The 25,604-nt window shown below is 73.0% G+C and carries 21 protein-coding genes and 1 pseudogene; 13 read left to right on the top strand and 9 right to left on the bottom strand.

The window, feature by feature from the left end:
- The 5 genes from ACIBA9_RS37450 to ACIBA9_RS37470 all read left to right on the top strand — a co-directional run.
- On the top strand, positions 1-432 hold a 432-nt coding region (locus tag ACIBA9_RS37450; protein WP_399370138.1), incomplete at its 5' end, for an alpha-glucosidase C-terminal domain-containing protein.
- Positions 429-2,147 carry a maltose alpha-D-glucosyltransferase gene (gene treS, locus ACIBA9_RS37455; protein WP_399370140.1) on the top strand — a complete coding sequence of 573 codons (1,719 nt, stop codon included), beginning with the start codon at positions 429-431 and terminating at the stop codon, positions 2,145-2,147. The genes ACIBA9_RS37450 and treS, both read left to right, overlap by 4 nt.
- A 31-nt stretch (positions 2,148-2,178) precedes the next feature.
- Positions 2,179-3,543 carry a maltokinase gene (locus tag ACIBA9_RS37460; RefSeq protein ID WP_393901217.1) on the top strand — a complete coding sequence of 455 codons (1,365 nt, stop codon included), beginning with the start codon at positions 2,179-2,181 and terminating at the stop codon, positions 3,541-3,543.
- 4 nt (positions 3,544-3,547) lie between these two features.
- Positions 3,548-5,761: a 1,4-alpha-glucan branching enzyme gene (gene glgB, locus ACIBA9_RS37465; RefSeq protein ID WP_399370144.1), complete on the top strand. Its 2,214-nt coding sequence runs from the start codon at positions 3,548-3,550 to the stop codon at positions 5,759-5,761.
- A gap of 96 nt (positions 5,762-5,857) precedes the next feature.
- A complete protein-coding gene (locus tag ACIBA9_RS37470; protein ID WP_399370146.1) occupies positions 5,858-6,946 on the top strand; it encodes a glutamate--cysteine ligase in 1,089 nt (362 codons plus the stop codon).
- Positions 6,947-6,955: 9 nt separating this feature from the next.
- Here the strand turns inward: ACIBA9_RS37470 and ACIBA9_RS37475 are convergent, their stop codons facing one another.
- Positions 6,956-7,183 carry a DUF6480 family protein gene (locus ACIBA9_RS37475; protein ID WP_399370148.1) on the bottom strand — a complete coding sequence of 76 codons (228 nt, stop codon included), beginning with the start codon at positions 7,181-7,183 and terminating at the stop codon, positions 6,956-6,958.
- Between the two features lie 151 nt (positions 7,184-7,334).
- Here ACIBA9_RS37475 and ACIBA9_RS37480 point away from each other — a divergent pair, with 151 nt between their 5' ends.
- The 4 genes from ACIBA9_RS37480 to ACIBA9_RS37495 all read left to right on the top strand — a co-directional run bounded on the left by ACIBA9_RS37480 (position 7,335) and on the right by ACIBA9_RS37495 (position 13,846).
- Positions 7,335-9,230 (top strand): AMP-dependent synthetase/ligase, encoded by a 1,896-nt coding sequence (locus ACIBA9_RS37480; protein ID WP_399370150.1) that lies wholly within the window; start codon positions 7,335-7,337, stop codon positions 9,228-9,230.
- 150 nt (positions 9,231-9,380) lie between these two features.
- Positions 9,381-9,815: an ATP-binding protein gene (locus tag ACIBA9_RS37485; RefSeq protein ID WP_399370152.1), complete on the top strand. Its 435-nt coding sequence runs from the start codon at positions 9,381-9,383 to the stop codon at positions 9,813-9,815.
- 234 nt (positions 9,816-10,049) lie between these two features.
- The gene (locus tag ACIBA9_RS37490; RefSeq protein ID WP_399370154.1) at positions 10,050-11,435 is read left to right on the top strand and encodes an NAD(P)/FAD-dependent oxidoreductase; all 1,386 of its coding nucleotides are present in this window, start codon (positions 10,050-10,052) and stop codon (positions 11,433-11,435) included.
- A 152-nt stretch (positions 11,436-11,587) separates the two neighbouring features.
- Positions 11,588-13,846, top strand: a complete 2,259-nt coding sequence (locus ACIBA9_RS37495; RefSeq protein WP_399370156.1) for an FUSC family protein — start codon at positions 11,588-11,590, stop codon at positions 13,844-13,846.
- A gap of 19 nt (positions 13,847-13,865) precedes the next feature.
- On the opposite strand, the gene ACIBA9_RS37500 is transcribed toward ACIBA9_RS37495, so the two are convergent.
- Positions 13,866-14,711, bottom strand: coding sequence for a SigB/SigF/SigG family RNA polymerase sigma factor (locus ACIBA9_RS37500; protein ID WP_399370158.1), 846 nt, complete (start codon positions 14,709-14,711; stop codon positions 13,866-13,868).
- A 285-nt stretch (positions 14,712-14,996) separates the two neighbouring features.
- Positions 14,997-15,428, bottom strand: coding sequence for an ATP-binding protein (locus tag ACIBA9_RS37505; RefSeq protein WP_399370160.1), 432 nt, complete (start codon positions 15,426-15,428; stop codon positions 14,997-14,999).
- Between the two features lie 137 nt (positions 15,429-15,565).
- On the opposite strand from ACIBA9_RS37505, the gene ACIBA9_RS37510 reads away from it, so the two are divergent.
- Together ACIBA9_RS37510 and ACIBA9_RS37515 are read left to right on the top strand one after the other, a co-directional pair.
- Positions 15,566-15,808, top strand: a complete 243-nt coding sequence (locus ACIBA9_RS37510) for a hypothetical protein (RefSeq protein ID WP_399370161.1) — start codon at positions 15,566-15,568, stop codon at positions 15,806-15,808.
- Between the two features lie 285 nt (positions 15,809-16,093).
- Positions 16,094-16,552, top strand: a complete 459-nt coding sequence (locus ACIBA9_RS37515) for a cyclic nucleotide-binding domain-containing protein (protein ID WP_399370163.1) — start codon at positions 16,094-16,096, stop codon at positions 16,550-16,552.
- Between the two features lie 51 nt (positions 16,553-16,603).
- Here ACIBA9_RS37515 and ACIBA9_RS37520 read toward each other — a convergent pair whose 3' ends face one another.
- Entirely contained in the window at positions 16,604-17,905 is a 1,302-nt protein-coding gene (locus ACIBA9_RS37520; RefSeq protein ID WP_399370165.1) for an MFS transporter, read from the bottom strand.
- Positions 17,906-18,270: 365 nt separating this feature from the next.
- Between ACIBA9_RS37520 and ACIBA9_RS37525 the strand changes: the two genes are divergently transcribed.
- Positions 18,271-18,522 (top strand): WhiB family transcriptional regulator, encoded by a 252-nt coding sequence (locus ACIBA9_RS37525; protein ID WP_393901210.1) that lies wholly within the window; start codon positions 18,271-18,273, stop codon positions 18,520-18,522.
- A gap of 50 nt (positions 18,523-18,572) precedes the next feature.
- Here ACIBA9_RS37525 and ACIBA9_RS37530 read toward each other — a convergent pair.
- Positions 18,573-18,923, bottom strand: a pseudogene (locus ACIBA9_RS37530) (sensor histidine kinase); the annotation flags it as partial.
- A 356-nt stretch (positions 18,924-19,279) separates the two neighbouring features.
- Positions 19,280-20,707: a M1 family metallopeptidase gene (locus ACIBA9_RS37535; RefSeq protein ID WP_399370168.1), complete on the bottom strand. Its 1,428-nt coding sequence runs from the start codon at positions 20,705-20,707 to the stop codon at positions 19,280-19,282.
- Between the two features lie 259 nt (positions 20,708-20,966).
- On the opposite strand from ACIBA9_RS37535, the gene ACIBA9_RS37540 reads away from it, so the two are divergent.
- Positions 20,967-21,326 carry a DUF488 family protein gene (locus ACIBA9_RS37540; RefSeq protein ID WP_362158885.1) on the top strand — a complete coding sequence of 120 codons (360 nt, stop codon included), beginning with the start codon at positions 20,967-20,969 and terminating at the stop codon, positions 21,324-21,326.
- 55 nt (positions 21,327-21,381) lie between these two features.
- Here the strand turns inward: ACIBA9_RS37540 and ACIBA9_RS37545 are convergent, their stop codons facing one another.
- From ACIBA9_RS37545 to ACIBA9_RS37555, 3 genes are read right to left on the bottom strand one after another with little or no spacing between them, the layout of a single operon-like run.
- The gene (locus ACIBA9_RS37545) at positions 21,382-23,241 is read right to left on the bottom strand and encodes a GMC family oxidoreductase N-terminal domain-containing protein (RefSeq protein WP_399370170.1); all 1,860 of its coding nucleotides are present in this window, start codon (positions 23,239-23,241) and stop codon (positions 21,382-21,384) included.
- On the bottom strand, positions 23,238-24,650 hold the full coding sequence (locus ACIBA9_RS37550) for a hypothetical protein (protein WP_399370172.1): 1,413 nt from the start codon (positions 24,648-24,650) through the stop codon (positions 23,238-23,240). The genes ACIBA9_RS37545 and ACIBA9_RS37550 overlap by 4 nt, the downstream gene beginning before the upstream one ends.
- Complete coding sequence (locus ACIBA9_RS37555; RefSeq protein ID WP_399370174.1) at positions 24,647-25,333, bottom strand: FadR/GntR family transcriptional regulator; 687 nt, start codon at positions 25,331-25,333, stop codon at positions 24,647-24,649. Before ACIBA9_RS37555 ends, ACIBA9_RS37550 begins: the two co-directional genes overlap by 4 nt.
- Positions 25,334-25,604: the final 271 nt, after the last annotated feature.

Consider the following 25,604-nt stretch of genomic DNA (forward strand, 5'->3'; position numbering starts at 1 on the left):
TCGGAGAAATACCAGCTCACACCACGCGACTGGGAAGCCGCCGCCCGCGAGGGACGCACCATCGCACCCCTGATCACCACACTGAACGACATCCGGCGCCGCCACCCCGCGCTACAGCGCCTGCGCAACCTCCGCTTCCATCAGACCGACAACGACGCCGTGCTCGCCTACAGCAAGAGCACGGGGACGGACACGGTCATCGTGGTCGTGAACCTCGACCCGCACCACACCCAGGAGGCCACGGTCTCGTTGGACATGCCGCAACTCGGCCTGGACCGGCACGCCGCCCTGTCCGCGCACGACGAACTGACGGGCGAGACGTACCACTGGGGCAGGACCAACTACGTGCGTCTGACGCCCGGCAGGACGCCGGCGCACGTGCTCCACGTCGGGCGATCGACGCCCCAGATCGGAGGGCCCGCAGCCTCATGACCGTCAACGAACCCGTCCCTGACACCTTCGAGGACACACCCGCCAAGGACCGGGATCCCGATTGGTTCAAGCGAGCCGTCTTCTACGAGGTCCTCGTCCGCTCCTTCCAGGACAGCAACGGAGACGGCGTCGGCGACCTGAAGGGCCTGACCGCCAAACTGGACTACCTGCAGTGGCTCGGCGTCGACTGCCTCTGGCTGCCGCCGTTCTTCAAGTCACCGCTGCGTGACGGCGGTTACGACGTCGCCGACTACACCGCCGTACTGCCCGAGTTCGGCGACCTCGCCGACTTCGTGGAGTTCGTCGACGCCGCCCACCAGCGCGGCATGCGCGTGATCATCGACTTCGTCATGAACCACACCAGCGACCAGCACCCGTGGTTCCAGGAGTCCCGCACGAACCCCGACGGTCCGTACGGCGATTACTACATGTGGGCCGACGACGACAAGCGGTACGAGGACGCGCGGATCATCTTCGTCGACACCGAGTCGTCCAACTGGACCTTCGACCCCGTGCGCGGCCAGTACTACTTCCACCGCTTCTTCTCGCACCAGCCGGACCTCAACTACGAGAACCCGGCCGTGCAGGAGGAGATCCTGGCGGCGCTGAAGTTCTGGCTGGACCTCGGCATCGACGGCTACCGGCTCGACGCGGTCCCCTACCTCTTCGCGGAGGAGGGCACCAACTGCGAGAACCTGCCCGCCACCCACGAGTTCCTCAGGCGGGTGCGCCGCGAGATCGACACGATGTATCCCGACACCGTGCTGCTGGCGGAGGCCAACCAGTGGCCCGAGGACGTCGTCGACTACTTCGGCGACTACACCTCCGGCGGCGACGAGTGCCACATGGCGTTCCACTTCCCCGTCATGCCACGCATCTTCATGGCCGTACGGCGCGAATCGCGCTACCCGGTCTCCGAGATCCTCGCCAAGACCCCCGCGATCCCCTCCGGCTGCCAGTGGGGCATCTTCCTGCGCAACCACGACGAGCTGACCCTGGAGATGGTCACCGACGAGGAACGCGACTACATGTGGGCCGAGTACGCCAAGGACCCACGGATGCGCGCCAACATCGGCATCCGCCGCCGGCTCGCCCCCCTGCTCGACAACGACCGCAACCAGATCGAGCTGTTCACCGCCCTGCTGCTGTCCCTGCCCGGCTCACCGATCCTCTACTACGGCGACGAGATCGGCATGGGCGACAACATCTGGCTCGGCGACCGCGACGCCGTCCGCACCCCCATGCAGTGGACCCCCGACCGCAACGCCGGCTTCTCGACGTGCGACCCGGGACGGCTCTTCCTGCCCACGATCATGGACCCGGTCCACGGCTACCAGGTCACCAACGTGGAAGCCTCCATGTCCTCGCCGTCCAGCCTGCTGCACTGGACGCGCCGCATGATCGAGATCCGCAAGCAGAACCCCGCCTTCGGACTGGGCACCTACACCGAACTGCCCTCCTCCAACCCGGCGGTGATCGCCTTCCTGCGCGAGTACGGCGACGACCTGGTGCTGTGTGTGAACAACTTCTCCCGCTTCGCGCAGCCCACCGAACTCGACCTGCGGGCCTACGACGGACGGCACCCGGTCGAGCTGATCGGCGGGGTGCGCTTCCCCGCCATCGGCGAACTGCCCTACCTGCTCACCCTGCAGGGTCACGGCTTCTACTGGTTCCGGCTCACCCGAGTCGCATCCCGCATCGGCCGCCGCCGCTGAACGCCCGGCGCCGAGGAAAGGACGCGTCACCATGCCGAAGACCATCACTCTCCGACCGAGAACCGCCGCCGGGCCCGACAGCCCGCTGCTCTCGCTCGGCACGCTGTTGCGCGAGTGGTTGCCGAGGCAACGCTGGTTCGCGGGCAAGGACCGGCCCGTCACCGATCTGTCGGTGCTGTCCATGACGGAGCTGTTCCCGGGGTGTCTGCATCTGCTGGTGCACGCCTCGCACGCGCCGGTGCCCACACCCGGCGGCACCCCCCCGCCCGGGGACTGCTACCAGCTGCTGCTGGGCCTGCGCGCACATCCGGCGCCCCGGCTCGAACGGGCGTTCATCGGGCGTGCCGCCGAGGGTCCGCTCGCCGGACTCGCGGTCTACGACGCGCTGCACGACCCGCGCTCTGCCCATCTGCTGCTGGAGCGGCTGCGGCAGCCGGGCTCCGCGGGCCCGCTGCGCTTCGAGGCGGACCCGGCCGCCCACCTGCCCGGGGGGCTGCCGCCACGGCTGCTGGACGCCGAGCAGTCCAACTCCTCGATCGTGTACGGCGACGCGTACATCCTGAAGCTGTTCCGACGCATCCAGCCGGGCGTCAACCCGGACCTGGAGGTGTCGGCCGCGCTGGCCGCGCGGGGCTGCACCCGGGTGCCCGCGCCGGTGGCCTGGTTCGGCACGACCGCGCCGCAACCCGCCACGCTCGGTGTACTGCAGCCGTTCCTGCCGGACGCCACCGACGGCTGGACGCTGGCGCTGCGGGCGCTCGCCGCCGGCGACGACTTCACCGCGGAGGCCCGCGAGCTGGGCCGGGCCATGGCGGAGGTGCACCTGGCGCTGGCCGAGTCCTTCCCGCCCGCCGACCCGGGCGAGAACGGCCGGACCGCCGACGCGATGTGCGCACGGCTGGACGCTGCCGCGCACGCCGTCCCCGGACTGCGGCCCTACGTGCCCGGTCTGCGGGCCGCGTTCGGGGCGCTCGCCACGTGCGACACCGGGCCACCCGCCCAGCGCATCCACGGCGACCTGCACCTCGGGCAGGTGCTGCGGGCCGGCCGGGACTGGTTCGTCATCGATTTCGAGGGCGAGCCGTCCCGCCCGCTCGCCGAGCGGCGGGCCCCGCACTCCCCGGTGCGGGACGTGGCCGGGATGCTGCGCTCCTTCGACTACGCGGCCCGGCAGCGTCGCCCCTGGCGACCCGAGTGGGCGCGCCGCTGCCGGGAGGCTTTCTGCGCGGGCTACGCGGCCCGCGCGGGCTGGGACCCACGCAAGAAGCACGCGCTGCTGCGCGCGCACGAGACGGACAGGGCGGTCTACGAGGTGCTGTACGAAGCGAGACACCGACCCGACTGGCTGCCGGTTCCGATGGCGGCGATCAAACGACTCGCCGTCTGGGGAGGCTGACGTCATGGCACTGCGTGACACCACTCGTCCCGAGGCCGCCGGACCCCCGCCGGCCCAGGCCGCGGACACGGCCGTGGCGCTGGAGCCCGCTGACCGCGACCGCCTGCTCGGCGGCACGCACCACGACCCGCACGCCCTGCTGGGCGCCCACCCCGTCCCGGGCGGCACGCTGTTCCGGGCGCTGCGCCCGAACGCCCGTGCGGTGAGTGTCGTGGCCGGGGGCACGCGCCATCCACTGCGCTCGCAGGGCGGCGGTCTCTTCGCGGCCGTCCTGCCCTTCCCGGAGATCCCGCCCTACACGCTGCTGGTGGCCTACGACGACGTCGAGCAGGAGGTTCACGACCCGTACCGCTTCCTGCCCGCGCTCGGCGAGCTGGACCTGCACCTCGTCCGGGAGGGCCGGCACGAGCAGCTGTGGCAGGCCCTCGGTGCCGAGCCGATGACGCATCAGGGTGTGGCCGGCACCCGGTTCACCGTGTGGGCGCCGAACGCCCAAGGGGTGCGGGTGGCGGGCGAGTTCACCTACTGGGACGGAACGCAGTACCCGATGCGCTCGCTCGGCGCGTCCGGCGTCTGGGAGCTGTTCCTGCCCGGGATCGGCGAGGGCGCCCGGTACAAGTTCGAGATCACCTCCCGCCACGGCCACCGGTTCCTCAAGGCCGACCCGATGGCGCGGCGCACCGAGGTGCCGCCGGACACGGCGTCCGTGGTGGCGGTCTCGCGGTACGAGTGGGGCGACGCGGCGTGGATGGCCCGGCGCGGCGCGACTGCCGTGCACGAGGCGCCGTTCTCCGTCTACGAGGTGCATCTGCCCTCGTGGCGACCGGGACTGAACTACCGTCAGCTGGCGGAGCAGCTGCCCGGGTACGTCGCGGAGATGGGCTTCACGCACGTGGAGCTGATGCCGGTCGCAGGGCATCCGTTCAGCGGTTCCTGGGGCTACCAGGTCACCTCCTACTACGCCCCCACGCCACGGCTGGGCTCCCCGGACGACTTCAAGTACCTGGTGGACGCGCTGCACCGGGCCGGCATCGGCGTGATCATGGACTGGGTGCCGGCGCACTTCCCGAAGGACGACTGGGCGCTGGCCCGGTTCGACGGGGAACCGCTGTACGAGCCCGGGGACTGGCGGCGCGCCGAGCACCCGGACTGGGGCACCTACGAGTTCGACTACGGGCGGACCGAGGTGCGCAACTTCCTCGTCGCCAACGCCGTGTACTGGTGCGAGGAGTTCCATATCGACGGGCTGCGCGTGGACGCCGTCGCCTCCATGCTCTACCTGGACTACTCGCGGGACTCCGGCCAGTGGGAGCCGAACGTCTTCGGCGGCCGGGAGGACCTGAACGCGGTCGCCTTCCTCCAGGAGATGAACGCCACCGTCTACCGGCGCTGCCCCGGCGTGGTGACCATCGCCGAGGAGTCCACCGCGTGGGACGGGGTGACCCGGCCGACGGACGGCGGCGGCCTCGGCTTCGGGCTGAAGTGGAACATGGGCTGGATGCACGACTCGCTGGAGTACGTGCAGAAGGAGCCGGTGCACCGCAAGTACCACCACAACGAGATGACGTTCTCGATGGTGTACGCGTACAGCGAGAACTACCTGCTGCCCATCTCCCACGACGAGGTCGTGCACGGCAAGCAGGCACTGGTGTCGAAGATGCCGGGCGACTGGTGGCAGCGGCGCGCCACCCACCGGGCCTACCTCGGCTTCATGTGGGCCCATCCCGGCAAGCAACTGCTGTTCATGGGGCAGGAGTTCGCCCAGGGCGCGGAGTGGTCCGAGGCGCACGGCCCGGAGTGGTGGCTGCTGGACGACGACTACCACTCGGCGGGCGACCACCGGGGTGTCCAGCAGCTCGTACGGGACCTGAATGGCCGCTACCGGGCGACGCCCGCGCTGTGGCAGCGGGACACCGATCCCGGCGGCTTCCGGTGGGTGCTGTGCGACGCGGCCGACGACAACGTCTTCGCGTTCCTGCGCTTCGACCGCGAAGGGTCCCCGCTGCTGGCGGTGTCGAACTTCTCCCCCGTCGTCCGCGACGACTACCGGCTGTGGGTGCCCGAGGGGGTGCCCGCCTGGCAGGAGGAGCTGAACACCGACGACGTCCGCTACGGCGGCAGCGGTGTCACCGCCGCGGGGCCCCTCATCCCGGCGGACGGGTGCCTGAGGCTCACGCTCCCGCCGCTCGCCACGCTCTGGCTGACACCACGGCGCTGACGCCCGCAGGTGTCGGCGGCCGTACGAGGGGCAGTCGAGGTCGTAACGGACCCGGACTGCCCCTCGTGGCACGGAACAGGGAAGGGCGGCGAACAGGTGCGCACCGTCGGAGTGGAGGAAGAACTCCTTCTGGTCGATCCGGACAGCGGAGATCCGAAGGCGCTGGCGGCGGCCGTGCTGGCCCGGGCCGCCCTGGACGATCCCGGCCAGGACGTCTTCGAGAAGGAACTGTTCGGGCAGATGCTGGAGTTCGCCACGCATCCGCAGTCGGACATGGCCGACCTCGGCGATGAGATCGTGCGCATCCGCAAGGAGGCGGCCCGGCACGCCGGGGAGATCGGGTGCGCGGTCGCCGCGCTGGCCTCCTCGCCCCTGCCGGTCAGCCCCTCCCTCAGCGTGAATGACCGCTACCGGTGGCTGGCCGAGCGGTACGGCGTCCCGACCTGGGAGCAGCTGGTGTGCGGCTGCCATGTCCATGTGTCGGTGGAGTCGGACGAGGAGGGCGTCGCGGTCCTCGACCGGATCCGTCCGTGGCTGGCGGTGCTGCGCGCGATCAGTGCGAACTCGCCGTTCTGGCAGGGCCAGGACACCGGGTACGCCAGCTACCGCAGCCGGGTGTGGAACCGCTGGCCCTCGGCCGGCCCGACGGAAACGTTCGGGTCCGCCGAGCGGTACCACCGTACGGTGGCCGAGATGGTCGCCACCGGCGCCATCCTGGACGAGGGGATGACCTACTTCGACGCACGGCTGTCCGCCAGCTATCCGACGGTGGAGATCCGGGTGGCGGACGTGTGTCTGCGCGCGGACACCGCCGCGTTGATCGCGACGCTCTGCCGCGCCCTGGTGGAGACGGCCGCGCGGGACTGGCGGGCGGGCCGGCCGGCGCCCGGTCACAGCGTGAGCCTGCTCCGGCTTGGCGACTGGCAGGCGGCCCGGTTCGGGCTGGAGGGGGAGCTGCTCGACCCGGCGACCCTGCGCCCGGCACCCGCCGAGCGGGTGCTGCGCTCGCTGCTGGAGTACACCGCGCACGCGCTCGCCGACAGCGGTGACGCGGACCGCGCGGAGCGCGGTGTGACCGACCTGCTGCGCACGGGCAACGGCGCGCGCGAGCAGCGCCGACTGCTGGAGCGCACGGACAGCCTGCGGGACGTCGTCACCGCCTGTCTGCGGCTCACCCAGGGCTGAGCGGGCCGGTCAGAGGATCAGTACCAGGGCGTACACCAGGAAGAACGCGGCGACCAGGGCGACGAGGACGAGGATCAGCGTCAGCGGCGCCTTGGCCCAGCCCTTGGTCGCGGTCTCCCGCGGCCCCGCCTCGGGCATGCTGCTCTCGGCGGGTGGGGTCTCACCGGGCGGGACACCGCCGCCCGGTTCGAGGCCGGTGGTGCGCTCGGGTTCCGGATCGGGGTTCACATAGCTCATGCCCCCCGAGTCCCCCGGATGCGCCCGCGTCACCCGCCGATCACGACTTCCGCGTTCCCGGCACCCGACGCGCTCGCCTGGGCTACATTCGAGCACCGCCGATACCGAGCCGTTCGGCGGCGTGACCCTCCGTACACCACGGGAGCAGCGTATGCGGGACACCGCCCTCGCTCCGGTCGTCGCCCCGCCGCTCAGCGGCGGCCTCGCCGACAGCCTCTTCACGACCGCGGACCGGGATCCGGCCCTGCCGCTCCTCGCGCGCCGCACGGACACCGCCGCCGGATGGGAGGAGGTGACGGCCGGAGAGGTGTGCGCGCAGGTGGTGGACCTGGCCAAGGGGCTGATCGCCGCCGGGATCTCGCCCGGCAACCGGGTGGCCCTGATGGCCCGTACCCGCTACGAGTGGACCGTGTTCAGCCACGCGCTGTGGGCCGTGGCCGCCGAGGTGGTGCCGATCCATCCGAACTCCTCGCGCGACCAGGTCGAGTGGATCCTGCGGGACGCCGGCTGTGTGGCCGTGGCCGTGGAGGACGAGCAGGGCATCATGACCGTCGGCACCGTGTGCGACAGGCTGCCCCGGCTGCGGCACGTGTGGCAGCTCGACGGGGGCGCGGTGCGTGAACTCGTCCGACGGGGCGCGTCGGTGCCGTACACCACCGTGGAGTCGCTGCGCCGGATCGTGCTGCCGGACGCCACGGCGGCGGTCGTCTACACCTCCGGCACCACGGGCCGCCCCCTCGGGTGCGCGCTCAGCCACCGCGGACTCGCCTACCCCTGCGACACGATGCTGGCCGGCTGGGCCCACACGGCGGCGGCGCCGGGCGAACAGCCCCGGGTTCTGGCCTTTTTGCCGTTCTCCCACGTCTACGGCCTGATGATCATGCTGATGTGTGTGCGCGGCGGTGTCCTGATGGCGCACGAGCCGGAGCCGTCCGGGGACGCGCTGGCATCCGCGCTGACCAGCTTCCGGCCGACGTATCTGTACGGGGTGCCGTCGGTGTTCGAGAAGCTGTACAAGAATTTCCTGCGCGCCGCCGAACAGGCGGGCCGGGGTGCCCTGTTCGAGCGGGCCGCGCAGACGGCGCGGGACTTCGCCGCGGCCGAGGAGCGGCGCCGGCTGGGCGGCGGAACGGGCCCCGGGTTCGAGCTGAGGGTCCAGCACGCGCTGTACGAGCGGACGGTGTACCGCAGGCTGCGCGCCACGCTCGGCGGACGTGCCCTGCGCGGCACGTCGGGCGGTTCCTCGCTGAACCGGGAGCTGTCCCTCTTCTTCGAGGGCATCGGCGTCTATCTCCACGACGGGTACGGACTCACCGAGTGCTCCGGCGGGATCACCATGCAGCCGCTCGGCCGGGAGAAGTCCGGGACCGTGGGCCGGCCGCTGCCGGGCACCGAGGTCCAGGTGGCCGACGACGGGGAGATCCTGCTGCGCGGACCGTCGGTGTTCCAGGGGTACGTCGGCGACGAGGCGGCGAGCCGGGCCGCGCTGCGCGGCGGCTGGCTGTCCACCGGGGACATCGGGCGGCTGGACTCCGAGGGCTATCTGACGATCACCGGGCGCAAGAAGGACATCATCGTCACCAACGGCGGCAGGAGCGTGGCGCCGGCCCCGCTGGAGCAGCGGCTGCGTATGCATCCCCTGGTGCATCAGGCGGTGGTGATCGGGGACGACCGGCCGTGCGTGGGCGCCTTGATCACCCTGGACCCGGAGTTCCTCGCCCACTGGCGGGCCGCCCTCGCACTGCCGGGCGACCCGAAGGCCCGCGAGAGCCGCGAGGACAACGCGCTGCGCGAGGAGCTGTCCCGGGCCGTGGCGTCGGCCAACAGCGCCGTGTCCCGTGCGGAGTCGATCCGGGTCTACCGTGTGCTGCCGGAACCGTTCGCAGCGGACAACGGACTGCTCACCCCCTCTCTGAAGCTGCGTCGTGACGCGATCGTGCGGCATTACGCCGCGGAGATCGAGGCGATGTACGAGGCGCGTTCCCGGCCCCCGCGGGGGCCGCGGGAGCCGGTGGACTGGGACGAGCCGGACGATGTGTTCCGCTGAGGGGCGCGCCCACGTGGACCTGCGCGGGTGTGGGGCGGATAGCCTGCGCGACTGGGGGAACCCGCCACTGGCAGAGAGATCAGCAACGACGACCGTCCTGGTCGGAGAGGCCGTAAGGCCCCTCCTCCGGCCGGGACCGGGGAATGCGAGATGGCGACGGAGCCGCGTTGGGACGACACACCACCCTCGGAGGAGAAGTACGAGCGTACGTTCTCCTTCGCGGGTGAACTGCGCAACGTCACGGAGGCGCGGCTGGCCGCGGAGGACTTCCTGTGCGCCCTGGCCAGGCAGGCGCCACCGGACGCGCACGAGTACTGGGACGACATCCTGCTGGTCGTGACCGAGCTGGCCGCGAACGTGATCCAGTACGCGCCGGGGCCGTTCGCGCTGCGGATGCGCCGCACCTTCGACGGGGTGCACGTGACGATGCGCGACACGAACACGACCAAGCCCGAGCCCCGTCCCTTCCACCCCCGCACGGGCGGTGGCGGGATCGGCTGGCACCTGGTGCACACACTGTGCAGCCAGGTCAGCGTCGTCGTGCACGACCGGGGCAAGGACATCCATGTGTTCCTGCCCTGGTGACGCCGTGCGGGTGACACCAGGCGCGGGGGCCGGCTCCCGCGCGGGTGCCACGTATATCTGCGCGGCATCCGGTTACTCCACCGGGAGTGGGGGCATGTGAGTGCCCACGCGTTCGTCTGGCTGCCGCACCCGGCTCGCGGAACGGCTCGGGTAGCGGTGGGATCGGATCTGGTGCGCAGCGATCCGGGGCAGGCGAACGGCGTCCGGTCGGACCGCCTGGAGCCGCAGAAAGGGATGAACACCGTGACACGACCCAGGATCCTGGTGGTTGGCGCAGGCTTCGCCGGAGTCGAGTGCGTCCGCCGCCTGGAGCGGAAACTCGCCCCCGACGAAGCCGACGTCACCCTGGTGACGCCGTTCGCCTACCAGCTCTACCTTCCGCTGCTGCCCCAGGTCGCCTCCGGCGTGCTCACGCCGCAGTCGATCGCCATTTCCCTGCGCCGCAGCAAGAAGTACCGCACCCGGATCATCCCGGGCGGCGCTATCGGGGTGGACGTGAAGGCCAAGGTGTGCGTGGTGCGCACCATCACCGACAAGATCGTCAACGAGCCCTACGACTACATCGTGCTGGCGCCGGGCAGCGTCACCCGCACCTTCGACATCCCGGGACTGACCGACTACGCCTTCGGGATGAAGACGCTCGCCGAGGCCGCCTACATCCGCGACCACGTCATCTCCCAGCTCGACCTCGCCGACGCCAGCGACGACCCGGCCGAGCGGGCGGCGCGGCTGCAGTTCGTGGTGGTCGGCGGTGGGTACGCCGGCACCGAGACGGCGGCCTGTCTGCAGCGTCTGACGCACGCGGCCGTGCGGCGCTACCCGCGTCTGGACCCGGGCCTGATCAAGTGGCACCTGATCGACATCGCGCCCAAGCTCATGCCGGAACTGGGCGACAAGCTCGGCCGCAGCGCGCAGGAGATCCTCAAGCGGCGCGGCATCGACGTCTCGCTGGGCGTGTCCATCGCCAAGGCCGGGGCGGAGGAGGTCACCTTCACCGACGGCCGGGTGGTGCCGACGCACACCCTGATCTGGACGGCGGGCGTGGTCGCCAGCCCCCTGATCGCCACGCTGGGCGCGGAGACGGTGCGCGGGCGGCTGGCGGTCACCGCGGAGATGTGCCTGCCGGGCCACGACGGGGTGTTCGCGCTCGGGGACGCGGCCGCCGTGCCCGACGAGGCCAAGGAGCAGCCGGGCGCGATCTGCCCGCCCACCGCCCAGCACGCCATGCGCCAGGGCACGAAGGTCGCCGACAACGTCATCGCGACCCTGCGGGGCCAAACGATGCAACCGTATGTGCACAAGGACCTCGGCCTGGTCGTCGACCTCGGCGGCAAGGACGCGGTGTCCAAGCCGCTGGGCATCGAGCTGCGCGGGCTGCCGGCGCAGGCGGTGGCGCGCGGCTACCACTGGTCGGCGCTGCGCACCAACGTGGCCAAGACCCGGGTGATGACCAACTGGCTGCTGAACGCGGTCGCGGGTGACGATTTCGTGCGCACCGGCTTCCAGGCCCGCAAGCCCGCGCGGCTGAAGGACTTCGAGTACACCGACTCGTATCTGACGCCGGACCAGGTGCGCGAGCTGGTCGAGGGCAAGGCCGGCGACCGCCCCGTGACGGGCTGACACGGGGTGGACCACCGGGAGGCCGCCGATCCGGGTGCACGGATCGGCGGCCTTCCCCGCGCCCGGGGCCCCGGCCCGGAGCCGGTGACCGCGTCCTCGTGCGATGCTGGGTCAAAGATCGATTTTCGGTACGGGAGAGAGAGCGCGGCGGCGTGAGGCAAGCGGTTCGGTCGGGTTGGGCACGCATATGGGACCGGCTCGCCGCGTCCGATCCGGGTCTGCTCAGACTCACCGCGGGGCTGCGGACGGTCGCGGCCATCGCCCTGACGCTGGCGGTGCTGGGGCTGCTGCGGGTCCCGGTGCCCCAGCTGGTCGCCGGCGCCATCGCGGCGATGGTGTCGACCTTCGCCATCCGGGAGAAGCAGCGTTCGGCGCAGGCCGTCACCCTCGCGCTGGGTCTGGTCGTGGCGCTCGCCTCGGTATCCCTCGGCGCCCTGCTGAACCAACAAATCGTGGGGGGCGACCTGTTCTTCGTCGCCCTCATCTTCTGTGCCGTCTACGGGCGCCGGTTCGGCGACCGCGGGACGGCACTCGGCCTGATCGGCTTCCAGGTCTACTTCCTCTCCCTGTTCGTGCACGCGACCACGTCCACACTGGCCGCCCTGTACGGCGTGATCGGCGTGGCGTTCGGCTGCAGCGCCCTCGTGCGTTTCGTGCTGTTGCCCGAGACCCCGGCCGGCACGCTGGACCGGCTGCGGCGGGCCTTCCGGGCCCGGCTGGGGCAGTTGATCGCCAGTCAGATCGACCTGCTGGACGCCGGTCCGGGCGAGGTGGACAAGGTCCTGGAGGACCTGCGCACCCGCACCGCCCGGCTGCACGAGACGGCGCTGATGATCCAGGGCCGGCTGGAGGACGGCACCTCCGACGAGGCGACGGCACGGCAGTTGCAGCGCCGCATCGCGGACGCCGAGATAGCCGCCGAGCGGCTGGGGCTGCTGCTGCTCACCGCGCGCAGCGCCGAACGGACCGACACCCTCACCCTGCACCTGCCGGGTGCCGCCCTGCCGTCGGGCGGCCGGCTGCCGGTGCGGGACGAGGCGAGCGCCGTACTGCGCCGCGATCTGGAGGCGCTGCGGCTGCTGGTGCAGCGGCCGCTCGGTGAGGCGTCGGGGACGGCTCTGGCGCAGGTGCGCAACCGGCTGCTGGGCTACCGGGAGGAGGAGAACCTGCCGGACGCCTCCCCGGCCGCGCAGGACGTCTTCCGTGGCCTGGGCGAGACGGCCAGGGCCGTCCTCGGGCTGCGCACCGCGCTGGAGGGGCCGCAGGACGAGTCCGACGACAGCCCGGCGACGGCCCGCTCCCGGGAGGAGCTGGACGCCGAGGACGTCGCGATCGAGGTCAGCGAGGAGAGCGAGCGCGAGGAGGTGGGGCCGACCGGCCTGAAGCGGCCCACCACCCGGGCGGCTGTGCAGGTGGCCGTCGGCTCCTCGCTGGCCATCGCCGGCGGCGAGCTGCTGTCCAGCCAGCGCTGGTACTGGGCGGTGCTGACCTGCTGGATCGTTTTCATCAACACCGCCTCCACCGGCGAGATCCTGGTGAAGGGCTACCGGCGGCTGGTGGGCACGGTCCTCGGCGTGGTGGCCGGCATCGGGCTCGCCGGGCTGGTCGGGCACCACACGTGGACGGCGTTCGGGCTGGTGCTGCTGTTCGTGTTCGCGATGTTCTACACGGCGCCGCTGTCGTACACGCTGATGTCGTTCTTCGTCACGGCGATGCTGGGGCTGCTGTACACGCTGCTGAACACCTACACGGCGGCGGTGCTGGTGCTGCGGGTGGAGGAGACGGCGCTGGGCGCGGCCTGCGGGGTGATCGCGGCGGCGCTGGTGCTGCCGATCAACACCGACCGGCGCACGAACGAGCTGCTGGTCGAGGTGCTGGAGCGGCTCGCCGACGTCACCCGCGCCGCGGTGGAGCAGTTGAGCGGCGGGTCGGGTGCCGGACTGGTGGAGCGGGCGCGCGAGCTGGACCAGGCGCTGGCCGACCTGCGCGCGGCCACCCAGCCGCTGACCCATCCGATCACTCCGCTGCGCTCCCGCCGGGACACCGCCCGGTATGTGGTGGCGCTGCTGGAGACCTGCGCGTATCACGCGCGTTCGCTGGCCGCCACGGCGGAGCTGCTGCCGACGCACCCGGCGATCGCGGCGGATCCCCGGCTGCGCGGGGCGTGCGGGCGGATCCTGCACAACATCGAGGCGATCGCCGCGCACGTCCGCGATCCGCGGTCGCGGTCCGAGATCGAGACCGGCCCCAGCATCGCCTCGATGCTGGAGCCGGGAACTCTGCGTACCCCGCGCTACGGGCGGGTGACCGACCGGGTGCTGCGCCATCTGCAGCGTCTGGACGAGGCGGTATCGGGTCTGGCGCGCCCGCTGGGGGCCGGCACGGCGGCGGTACAGCCGAAGCAGAAGTGATGCCGGGAGCGCGCATGTCTCATACGCACCCGTCCGGGCGGCGGCCCATCGCCTCGGCGCGGACGCGGGCGCAGCTGCGGCTGATGAGCCGCGAGACGTGCATCTGGGAGATGCCGAGCTGGTCGGCGATCCGGCTCTGCGTCATGTCCTCGAAGAAGCGCATGTACAGGATCGCCCGTTCCCGCTCGGGCAGCCGGCGCAGTCCGTCCTTGGCGGCCTCGCGGTCGACGACGACGTCGAAGGAGGCGTCCGCCGAGCCGAGGGTGTCGGCGAGGCTGTAGCCGTCGTCCTGGGTGGAGAGTTCGGCGTCCAGGGAGAGGGTGCTGAAACTCTCCAGTGCCTCCAGGCCGGCGGACACCTCCTCCTCGCTGAGCCCGGTGTGCTCGGCGACGGCGGCCACGGTGGGCTCGGGGCTGCCGGGGTTCTGGGTCAGTTCCCGGCGGGCCACCCGCACCCGGTTGCGCAGCTCCTGCACCCGGCGCGGCACCCGCAGGGCCCACATCCGGTCGCGGAAGTGGCGCTTGACCTCTCCGGTGATGGTCGGGACGGCGTAACTCTCGAACGCCCCTCGCGAGGGGTCGAACCGGTCGATGGCCTTCACCAGCCCGAGCGCGGCCACCTGGCGCAGATCCTCGACGGACTCGCCGCGGTCGCGGAAGCGGCCGGCGATCCGGTGGGCCATGGGCAGCCAGGCGCTGACGAGTTCGTCGCGTGCGGCGTCCCGCTCGGGACCGTCCTCGAGTTCCGTGAGCCGGGAGAACAGTTCGGCGGTCTCGGGGGTGTCGTCGTGGGTGCGCCGGGCGGTCGCCGCGGCGGCGGGCGTCGCGGGCGTGCCGGGACGGCTTGTCGACATGTCGGTCAGCATGCGGAATCGCTCCTGAACGTGGTTTCAGGGCACGGTGGGAACCGGATCTCCGGGTCCTGGCCCGAACGGTGGTGTCAGGGTCAGCCGCGGGTGAACCACCCGGTCCCGCCCGGTGGGGGGCCCAGGCAGCGGTTCTGTTCCCCGTCGGCCGCGCGCCTCCGGTCCGAAGCACGAGATTCCGTCTGCCCCCGCCCCCTGATGGCAAACGCCGCCGGACGGAACTTCACAAACCGCTTCGGTCCGGGATGTGAGGGAACCGCCTCGGCGCAGACGTCGTGGACCGCCTCAGCCGAGCGGCACGACGGCCGTGATCCGCTTTCCGCCGCGGGGCAGCTCCGCCACCCGGACGTCCCGGGCCAGCCGGCATACCAGGGGCCAGCCGCGTCCGCCGGGCAGGAAGCGGTCGCGTTCGTCCACGGGCGCGGCGGCCACCGGCACGTCGTCGCTGCCGTCGCTGACGGACACCCGGACGCCGCCGGAGTCCACGTCGACGTCGAATCCGGTGATCCCGCCGCCGTGCAGCACGGCGTTGGTGGCCAGTTCCGAGGCGACCAGCAAGGCGTCCGCCATGGCGTCGGGGCCGCAGGCGAGGGCGCGTGCCCCGCACCGCTCGGTGACCTTGCGCTGGACCGCTCTGCGGGCGTCGGCCGGCCGGCCGGGTAGTGGGCGGTACGGCTCCCGCAGTGCGGAGGAGCTGGTCCGGGGCTCGTCGCGCATCCGTTCCTCCCTCGGCTGGTCCTGGTTCGACCGGGTCGTCCCCGGTCCGGCTGACCCGCCGGAGGCGCCCCCAAACGCCGGGGGCGAACACGGGGCGCCGGTGCCATCACCGCGTGTCTGCCGGGTACCCGGATGTCATGAGCGATGTCGTGGACGCGGACGAATTGTTGCGGCGGATCCAGCGGGGCCGGCAGCGCGCGGCCGATGAGGAGCGGGCCTGGCGCGAGCGGGCGCAGAGCCTGACGGCGACGGATCCGGACGGCGCGCGGGAGGCGGCGGACCGAGCGCGGGCGTACGAGGCGGTGCTGTGCGTGCTGGAGGAGATCGTCCGGCCGGGCGGCCCGCCGGTGACGGCGACGGCGACGCAAGGGGGCACCTGACTAGCATCCGATTACGCGAAAACGCGCCAGATGGTTTATCGTTCATTCATACGTGATGCCCGGAGTTGACCGGGGCCGTGCGGACTTCGACCGCGCGCCCCCACTCCCGGCGTCACCCCTATGCGGCCCTGGCTGGTCTCCCCCGTCCAGCCAGGGCTTTTTCCTGTCTCCGCAACCGGCCGGAGAGGGGGACCCGCGCCCTTCGAGGTGCCCGGGGCGTCGGCAGCGGCTGAAATGGGCTTGAGCACAGCATCCGAACCCGCCGCCGGCGAGGAGCCCCGCGCCATGACCAAAGCGATCAAACTGCTCACCGCCCTCCCCCAGGCGCAGCGCGAGCGCCTGATGGAGCTGGCCAAGGAGACCTCCTTCCCGGAGGACACCCGCATCTTCGAGGCGGGCGGCACGGCCGACCGGTTCTGGGTGATCCGCTCGGGCGCGGTCCACCTGGACCAGCAGGTCACCACCCGGCAGCGGGTGACCGTGGCCAGTCTGGGCGCGGGCGACCTGCTCGGCTGGTCCTGGCTGTTCCCGCCCTACCGGTGGGACTTCGGAGCGGTGGCCTTCAGCAATGTGCGCGCCTACGAGTTCGACGGACCCTCGGTGCTCGCGCTGTGCGTGGAGGACCCGCTGCTCGGCCTCTCCCTGGTCCGGACGGTGGCCGAGATCCTCGCCAGCCGCCTGGAGACGACCCGCGGCAAGCTGATGGACCAGTACGCGACCCGGCGACGCGGCGGCCCGATCTAGGGGTAGCCGTCCCGGCACGGCACCTTCCGGGGCCTGCCGGGGCGGCGCCCGTCAGATCCGGTACCGGCGCAGAGCCGGGACCGCGCAGGCCAGGGCCAGCATCACCACGATGACCAGGGCGCCGCCGCCCGCCACGGCGGCCCTCGGGCCGAAGACCGAGCCGGCGGTGCCGTGCAGCACGTCGGCCAGGCGCGGACCGCCCGCGACGACGACCGTGAACACCCCCTGCATCCGCCCCCGCATCTCGTCGGTCGCGGCGGACAGCAGGATCGCGCCCCGGAACACCATCGAGACCATGTCCGCGACACCGGCAGCGGCGAGGAAGACCAGCGCCACCCACAGGTTGCCGCTCAGTGCGAACCCGACGACGGCGGCGCCCCAGCCGACGACCGCTCCGATGACCATCCAGCCATGCCGGCGGGCCCGGGAGAACACACCGGAGAACACGCCGCCGAGCACCGCGCCGACGGGGATGCCGGCGAACAGCACGCCGAGCGCGAGCCCCTCGCCCCACGCGTGGTACGTCTCCGCGGCGAGCTGCGGGAAGAGCGCGCGGGGCATGCCGAACACCATGGCCACGATGTCGGCCAGGAAGGACAACAGCAGCACCTTGTGCCGGGCTATGTAGCGGAATCCGGCGGAGATCTCGCGCAGCCCGGCCCGGCGGGTCCCGACGCCGCCGAGCGGTGGCAGCGCGGGCAGCCGGAAGACGGCCCACACGGTCGCGCACAGCGCCACGGCGTCGACGAGATACAGCTCGGGCAGCCCGATCACCGGGATGAGCACCCCGGCGAGCAGCGGGCCGATCACCAGCCCGGTCTGCATCACCGTGGAGCCGAGGGCGTTGGCCGCGGGCAGCTGCTCGGCGGGGACCAGGCGCGCGATGGAGGCGGTGCGGGCCGGGGAGTTGAGGCCGAAGAACGCCTGCTGCACGGCGAGCAGGGCCATCAGGACGACGACCGAGCCGAGACCGGTGACGGCCTGCGCCCAGAACAGCAGCGAGGTCACCGCGATCCCGGTGTTGGTGACCAGCAGCAGCCTGCGGCGGTCCACGGTGTCCGCCACCGCCCCGCCCCACAGCGCGAACGCCACCATGGGCACCAGTCCGGCGAGGCTGGCGTAGCCGACCCAGGCCGACGAGTGCGTGATGTCGTAGATCTGCTTGGGTACGGCGACGGCCGTGAGCTGACTGCCCACGGACGTGACGATCGTCGACGACCACAGCCGCCGGTAGGCGGGGATGCGCAGCGGGCGGGTGTCCATCGCCCAGCGGCGCCAGCCGCGCCGCGGCGGGTCCTCCACCGCCGGTACGCCGGTGCCGGTCTCGGTGTTGCTGCTCTCGCTCGTGTCCACGGGTGTCCTGGTCGCTCGTTATATGTTGCTCATTACATCTTTTCGCTTCGCGAACCTAACTATCGCAGGAACCGCCGCGCACCTCGAACGGGTTGTCCCGGGGTCCGGCGACGAGCGTGGCGCCCAACGCCGGCATGGTGACCGCGGCCCTTCGGCCTCGGCGCCGCGCCCGCCGGCCACCGGCGCTCGCTCCCCCCGTAGCTCGGGCCCGCTTCGCCTCGCCTGACTGTGTGTCAGGTGTCCGAATCGTGGACATCGGCCGAACCGGTGACGGCTGTGCCGTTTCACACCGCCCTCGTCGGTCACCCGAAGCCGAGAACGATGTGACAGGACGCACGACGTCGAACCGATTCCAGGAGACTTCGATGGAGAACTGGCGCGAGCATGCCGAGTGCCGTCATGAGGACCCCGATCTCTTCTTCCCGATCGGCACCACCGGGCCCGCCCAGGTGCAGGCGCAGCAGGCGAAGGCGGTGTGCGGGCACTGCCCGGTCCGGGAACAGTGCCTCGACTGGGCGCTGGAGACGGGCCAGAGCATCGGTGTCTGGGGCGGCACCACCGAGTTGGAGCGCCGTGCGCTGCGGCGCCGGGCCCGCTCCCGCCCCCGCTCCGGGTGACCCGGCCGTACGCGACGACTACCGGCTCCGGGCCCGCCGCCGCCCGGCCCTCAGGTCTCCTCGCACGGCGGCCGGCCGGGCGGCAGCCGCAGGACGAACACCGCGCCCGCTCCCGGTTCGCCGGTGGCCTCGGCCGTACCGCCGTGGGCGGCGACCAGATGACGGACGATCGGCAGCCCGAGGCCGCTGCCTCCGCTGCGGCGGCTGCGGGACTTCTCCGCCCGCCAGAACCGGTCGAAGACGTGCGGCAGATCCCCGGGCGCGATGCCCGAGCCGGTGTCGGCGACGGTGAGGACGACGTCGTCGGGGCCCCGGCGGGCGGTGAGCGTGACGGTGTCGCCGGCGGGGGTGTGCCGCAGGGCGTTGGAGACCAGGTTCCCCAGAGCCTGCCGCATCCGCACACAGGACGACCGTGGAGAGCGGGGAGTTCTTCCCCCGGCCGGTGACGACGACGGCCTGGCGGCAGCGCTCCGGTATCGCCGCCGCCCGCTTCGGTCCGAGGCCGGGTATACGGGGTAGGCCCTGTGCGCCCCTGCCGCCCCGGGTGCCCTGTGGCGCCCGCTCGGCCGCCGTCCCGGAGGCGGGCGCGGGCCCGGGCGCCGGGCGGGCGGCGGCCGTGGGCGCCGCCCGGCGTCCGGCCGCCGCGCCTGCGCCGCCGCAGCCGGTGAGCGGCGGCGGGGAGGCGAGGAGGGCGACCACGGTTCTGCGTCTGATCATGTGTCGACCCTGGCCGACAGTTGTTTGGAACCGGTCAGGTTCAGACCTTGTCCGGCTTGCCCTTCGTGTACAGCCAGGTGTGGAACAGGCCGTCCAGCCGCTTGCCCGACTGCCGTTCGGCCAGCCGCACGAACTCGGCGGTCGTCCCGTGTCCACCCCGGTGCCCGGTGGCCCAGGCGCGCAGGATCCGGAAGAAGTCGCGGTCGCCGACGGCCCGGCGCAGCTCGTGCAGGGTCATGGCGCCGCGGGCGTAGACGGGCGTGCCGAAGATGTTCTCGCCGTTGCCCGGGTCGCCCGCCGGGTAGGCCCACAGCTCGTCGCCCGCCGGGCGGGCGTAGAGGGCGTCGAAGGTCTTCTGGGCGCTGTCGCCGCCGTGCTGTTCGGCGTACAGCCACTCGGCGTAGGTGGCGAAGCCCTCGTTGAGCCAGATGTCCTTCCAGGCGGTCAGCGAGACGGAGTCGCCGAACCACTGGTGGGCGCTCTCGTGGACGAGCGTGCCGGTGTCGGGCGCGGAGTCGTACACGGGGCGGGTCTGCGTCTCCAGCGCGTAACCGACGTCCGGGGCGTGGTCGACGATCGCGCCGGCCGCCCGGAACGGGTACGGACCGAACAGCTTGCTCTCCCAGGCGAGGACGGAGGGCAGCTTCTTCAGCACCGGCGCGGCGGCCCGGGCCTCCCTCGGGTCGACGGCGTTGTAGACCTGGACGCCGTCGCGGGTGGTGTACCGCTCGACCTTGAAATCGCCGACGGTCGCGGTGGCGAGGTAGGCGGCCATGGGCTGGGTCTCCCGCCAGCGGAACGTGGTGCGCCCGTGCGCGGTGTGCCGGCCGAGCAGCACGCCGTTGGCGACGGCGGTGCGGCCCTTGGGCACGGTGATGGTGAAGTCGTACGTCGACTTGTCCTTGGGGTGGCCGTTGGCCGGGAACCAGGTCATCGCGCCCTGCGGTTCCCCCGCGACGAAGGCGCCGTCGTCGGTGGGGATCCAGCCGTCCGCCGAGCCGTCCGGGTCGGTGACCGGTTTCGGGGTGCCGTGGTAGGCGACGGCGACCCGGAACTCACGGCCCGCGCGCAGGGCGTGGCGGGGGGTGACGACGAGTTCCTGGCCGGTGCGGCGGAAGGCGGCCGCGCCGCGGTCGACGGTGACCGAGGTGACCTTCAGGCCGTTCAAATCGAGGTCGAAGCGGGTGAGCCGGTGGCTCGCGCGGGCGGTGAGGACGGCCTTGCCGTCGAGTCGGCGGCTCGTGGTGTCGTACCGCAGGCTCAGGTCGTAGTGGCCGACGTGGTAGCCGCCGTTGCCGCTGAGCGGGAAGTAGGGGTCGCCGACGCCGGCCGCGCCGGTGGTGCCCGCCGCCGCGGGTCCGGCGGTGGCGAGGAGTGCCGCCACGGCGACGGGCACGGTGGCGAGGACCGCCTCGCGGCGGAGCCCGGCGGTCCGGCGGCGTGCGGGCTGTCGGCTGGGAGGCGTCACGGTTGCTCCAAGAGGGGGGGTGGCTGATCTTCGGCTGGCCGACAGACTAGGGGCGCCGGGGGCGTGGATTCCCCCTTGTTCAGGTCAAGTCGACCACGTTCGGCTCGGATCACCGCGGCCGAGGTCTGCGCACGCGAGTCGCCGTCCGCCGGGCCCGGTCCGTCGCAGTAGGCTCGCGGGATCGTGCGCGATCGGCTCTCGGGAGTCCCGCGGGAGCCGGGGGACGGGTTGTCCGTGCGCCGGGGAAGGGGCGTGGTCCGTGGGTGTGCGAGTGCGCCGGATCTACGAGGCGCCGGAGCCCGACGACGGCCTGCGGGTCCTGGTCGACCGGCTGTGGCCGCGCGGTCTCGCCAAGGACGCGGCGCACGTGGACGAGTGGCCCAAGGCGCTCACGCCCTCGACCGGGCTGCGCCGGTGGTATCACGCGGGTGAGGGCTCGTTCGAGGAGTTCGCCGAGCGTTACGAGGCGGAGCTGGCCGCCCCCGAGGCGGTCGTCCTCCTCGATCGCCTCGCGACGGTGGCCGCCGAGGGGGCGGTGACGCTGCTCACCTCCGCCAAGTCCCCCGAGCGCAGCCATGCCTCGGTGCTCGCCCGTCTCCTGCGGTCCCGGGCGGGGTAGCCCGCGCGGACCGGCCCCGGCCGGGGAGCCCGCGCGGGCGTACGTCACCGCCGGTTCAGCCGGCGCCCGCGAACCGGCGTCGGTCCCCGCCGAGGTGGCTCTCGCAGATGGCCAGCGCCGCCGCCATGATGCTCAGCTGGGGGTTGACCTCCGGGCATCCGGGCAGCACGGAGGCGTCCGCGATCAGGACTCCGCGCACCCCGCGCAGCCGGCCTTCGGGGCCGGCCGGGGCGCGTTGCGGGTCGCCGCCCGCGGCGGCCGTGCCGGTCGGGTGGAAGGCCGACAGGTGCAGGTCGCGCGGGCCGAGACCGGCGAGCAGCGTGTCCAGCTCGGCGAGGGTGCGGGCGCGGGGTGCGCGCGGGACGCCGGTGAGGACCTCCTCGGCTCCGGCGGCGAAGAGGATCCGCCCCATGGCCCGTACGGCCGTCATCAGCCGGTGCCCGTCGCGGGGGTCCAGGTCGTAGCGGACGAGGGTGCGCCCCCGGCCCAGGACGCGGCCCGAGGGACGGTCGGCGATCATGGCGCCGAGGACCGCGAGCCGGTCGGCGCCCTCCAGTTCCCGGCGCAGGGCGCGTCCCAGACCGGGCAGCACGAAGCTGCTCATGCCGGGCGGGCTCGCCGTCGCCTCGATCAGGATGCCCTGGTGGTGCAGCTCCTCGACCGCCGCGCTCTGCAGGACGCCCGTCCAGGACGTGACCGGCGGCCCGAAGCGGCCGGCCATGCTGGTGGCCGGGTGCACGCTGAGGTTACGGCCGAGGCGCGGGTGTCGGCCCAGGCCCGAGCGGCGCAGCAGCTGCGGGGTCTGCAGCGCGCCCGCCGCGGTGACGACGAGCGGGCCGAGGATCTCCAGCTCGCTGCCGTCGGCCCGTCGCGCCCTGACCCCGGCGGCCCGGGGTGTTCCGGGGCGCTCGTGGTCGACGAGGATCCGCGTCACCCGTGCGCCGGTGACGATTCGGGTTCCCCGGGCGCACGCCTCGGGCAGGACGGACAGCTGCACGCTCTGCTTGGCGCCCGTGGGGCAGCCCACGACGCACTGGCAGGAGCCCTTGCAGCCCGGGGCGTTGCGGCGCAGCGGGCCGGCCCGCCAGCCGAGCCGCTCGGCACCGGCGAGCGCGAGCAGGCCGTTGGCGCCGAGCACGTCGAGCGGCTGGGTGGCGACGCGCAGGGTGCGTTCGACCTCGTCCAGCCGGGCCGCGAGGCCGTCGGCGAGAGCGAAGCCGTACCGCTCGCTCCAGCGCCGCAGAACGTGGTCGGGAGTGCGGTAGCAGGTGCCGGAGTTGACGACGGTGGTCCCGCCGACGGCTCGTCCGACGGGCAGCAGGAGCGGCGGGTTGCCGAGGGCCACGGTGGCCCCGCCGTCCCGGTACAGGTCGCTGAAGCGCTCCAGCGGGGCGCGGCGGCGGAAGGAGGCCGTGCCGTGGTGCGCGCCCTCCTCCAGCACCACGACGTCCAGTCCGGCGCGGGCGAGGGTGCGGGCCGCCATGGCTCCCCCGGCGCCGGATCCCACGACGACGGCGTCGGCCGTGGCACGGTCGGGCCACTGCTCGGCCGGTACGCAGTCCAGGGGCGGATCGTCCGGAGCGGGGGGTGCCGGGCTGACGGGGGTCCGCTCGGTGCCGGCGGCGAGCAGGACGGGGACCTTGAGCAGGTCGAGCAGCGGCAGGAGTGCCGGGCGTGCCGTGAGGGAGCCGAGCACCGCCTCCCGCTCGTCGGGGGTGAGGGCGGCCAGGGGGCGTCCGCTGTGCGCCACGGCGTAGACGTCGACTGCCCCGAAGGCGGCCCGCACTCCGGCGCGCAGGGGGCCGGGCAGCCCGGACAGGAAGGTGTCGAGTCGGCCGGGCACACGGGCGAGCCAGTCCTCGTCCCCGCTACCGGTCCCGGCGAGGAGGGCGGTGACCATCGCGTGCGCGCTCACCGCTCCCCCACCTCGGCGTGCGCGGTGCCGTCGAGCGTCCAGTGGGCTTCGGTACGCCAGCGGCCCCACCAGCGCTCCACCCGGATCCGCGCGTCGGCGGTCTCGCTGTTGCGGCAGACGGCCGGGGCGCCGTCCGGGTCGTGGTAGTCCAGGGCGAGCGTGCGCTCGGCGGGCTGGGTGACCTCGACCCGGATGCGGCGCAGCAGGGTACGGCCGGTCACCGTCCACGTGGGCAGGCCGATACGGGCCCGGAAGCGCCCTACGCCGAGCAGGCCCACCGCGGACCGCTCGGCGCGGCGCGGCCAGGTGCGGCCGCGGTGGCGCAGGCGCAGGAAGACCAGGGGCGGCAGCCGGCGCAGCCCGGGGCGCGTGGATACGGCCGCGACGATCTCCAGGACGCCGCCGTCACCCAGGTCCGCGTGCAGCCACGCCCAGCGGCGGGCGTTGCCGCGGCCGTTGACGCGGGCGGAGGCCCCGGGGGCGGCGCGCAGGGTGAGGGTGCGCTCTCCGTCGCCGAAGGTGCCGTCGTACGTGGCCCGGGCGGCCGGGAGCATGTGTGCCGCGGGCAGCAGGGGATGCCGCCACGACCAGCGCGGGAAGGTGAACAGGGGGCCGGAGCAGGGCCGTTCGGCGAGGTCCCAGCTGAAGTCGCCGGCCCGGCCGGTCAGTCGTCCCGGTCCGGCGCTGACGCCGTCGGCCTGGAAGCCGTGCGCGGGGGCGCTCCACGGTTCGGGTCCGAAGCGGACGTGGCGCACCTTGCCCTCGGGCGGGAAGGAGGCCGCCCAGCCGTGTGCCCGGGGCGCGGATCCGTCGGTGGGGGCGACCAGTTCGTGGTGCAGCCAGATCCCGGTGCCGGTCGCGGGGTCGGTCAGGGTGGTGTACCAGACCTCGGTGCGGCCGGGGCCGCCGTCCCAGCGGGGTGCGAGGTGCGCGGCCGGGTCCCGCCGCGCGGGGAAGCGGAAGCCGAGGAGGAAGGGGAGCAGGCCGCTCGCCAGGGGGAAGCGGAGCGTGCCCCGCCCGGCCTGTGCTCCGTCCTCGTACAGGGTGAACGGCAGGACGGTCATGGAGCGCACCGGATGGCGCGCGGTCGGCGACTTCCAGCCGTCCAGGGTGAGGGCGCGGCCGTCGGCGGTGAACGACAGCCGGTAGCGGATGCGGCGCCGGGCCAGGAGGGATATCTCCAGCTCGCCGGTGGCGCCGGGGTCGTCGGCCAGCCCGGTGATCCGTACCCGGCCGGTCAGCCGGGCCCGGGTGGTGCCGTGCGGGCGCGGCACCCGGTCGGTCTCGGCGCGCAGGTCGAGCCGGATCCGGCGGGGCGGGACCCCGGTGTCCTGCTCCTCGCTGTCCTGCTCCCCGGTGACCAGGCGCACGGTCCCGAGCATGGTCTCCCGGAAGGCGGTGCCCCTCATCCCAGCCCCTTCAGCATGATCCGTTCGGTCTCGCGGAGGTAGGTGTCGGCGGCGGCGTGGGCCGCGCGGGCGTCCCCGGACGTGACCGCCTCCACCACCGGGGCGAGCCGCCGGTGGGCGGCCCGCGGATCGGTGAAGGGGCCGCGCAGGGCGGACCGGACGGGAAGGTAGGCGTTGAAGAGCGTGTTGGTCAGCAGCACGTAGACGCGGTTGCCGGTGGCGCGGGCCAGGGCGCGGTGCACCTCGACGTCGGCCAGCTGCACGTCGTCCGCGTTCTCGGCGTCGAGCACGCCGTCGAGCAGTACCCGCAGTTCGGCGTGGTGCTTCCGGGTGCCCCGTGTCGCGGCGCGTTCGGCGATCAGCGCGCCGACGGAGCGCCGTACCTCGAAGATCTCGTGGACCCATCGCGCGTCGTGCCGCACGAGCATCGGCAGCAGGTCGGCGCCACCGAGCCGGGTGTAGTCGCGTACCCGGGTGCCGACGCCGTGCCGGGTCTCCAGCAGGCCGGCCTGCACCAGCCGGCCGAAAGCGTGCTTGAGGGTGGTGCGGGTGACGCCGTACCCGTCGGCGAGCCGGCGCTCCGGGGGCAGATAGCCGCCCGCCGGATGACGGCCGGACAGGATGTCCTCGCGCAGCCGGTTCTCCAGGACGTCCACGATCGTCTCGCGGGGCAGTGCCTCCACGGATGCCTCCTCGGCTGGGTCCCGGTGACGGGAGAGGGGATGACTCAGTGGCTGAGTGGATGAGCCACTCAACCAGCATGCGGACGCGTCGGTCAATCCCCTTGACGCGGGGAGCCGTTCGGGGTGCGGGAGCAGGGGCGGGGCCGGAGCCGCGCTCCGGGAGAGGCCGCGGGTGTCCGGGAGGGGCCGTGGGGGGGGGGGGGGGGGGGGGGGGCCCCCCCCCCCCCCCCCCCCCCCCCCCCCCCCCCCGCCCGCCCCCCCCACGCCCCCC

The sequence above is a fragment of the Streptomyces sp. NPDC051452 genome (assembly GCF_044454765.1).
GTDB lineage: Bacteria > Actinomycetota > Actinomycetes > Streptomycetales > Streptomycetaceae > Streptomyces.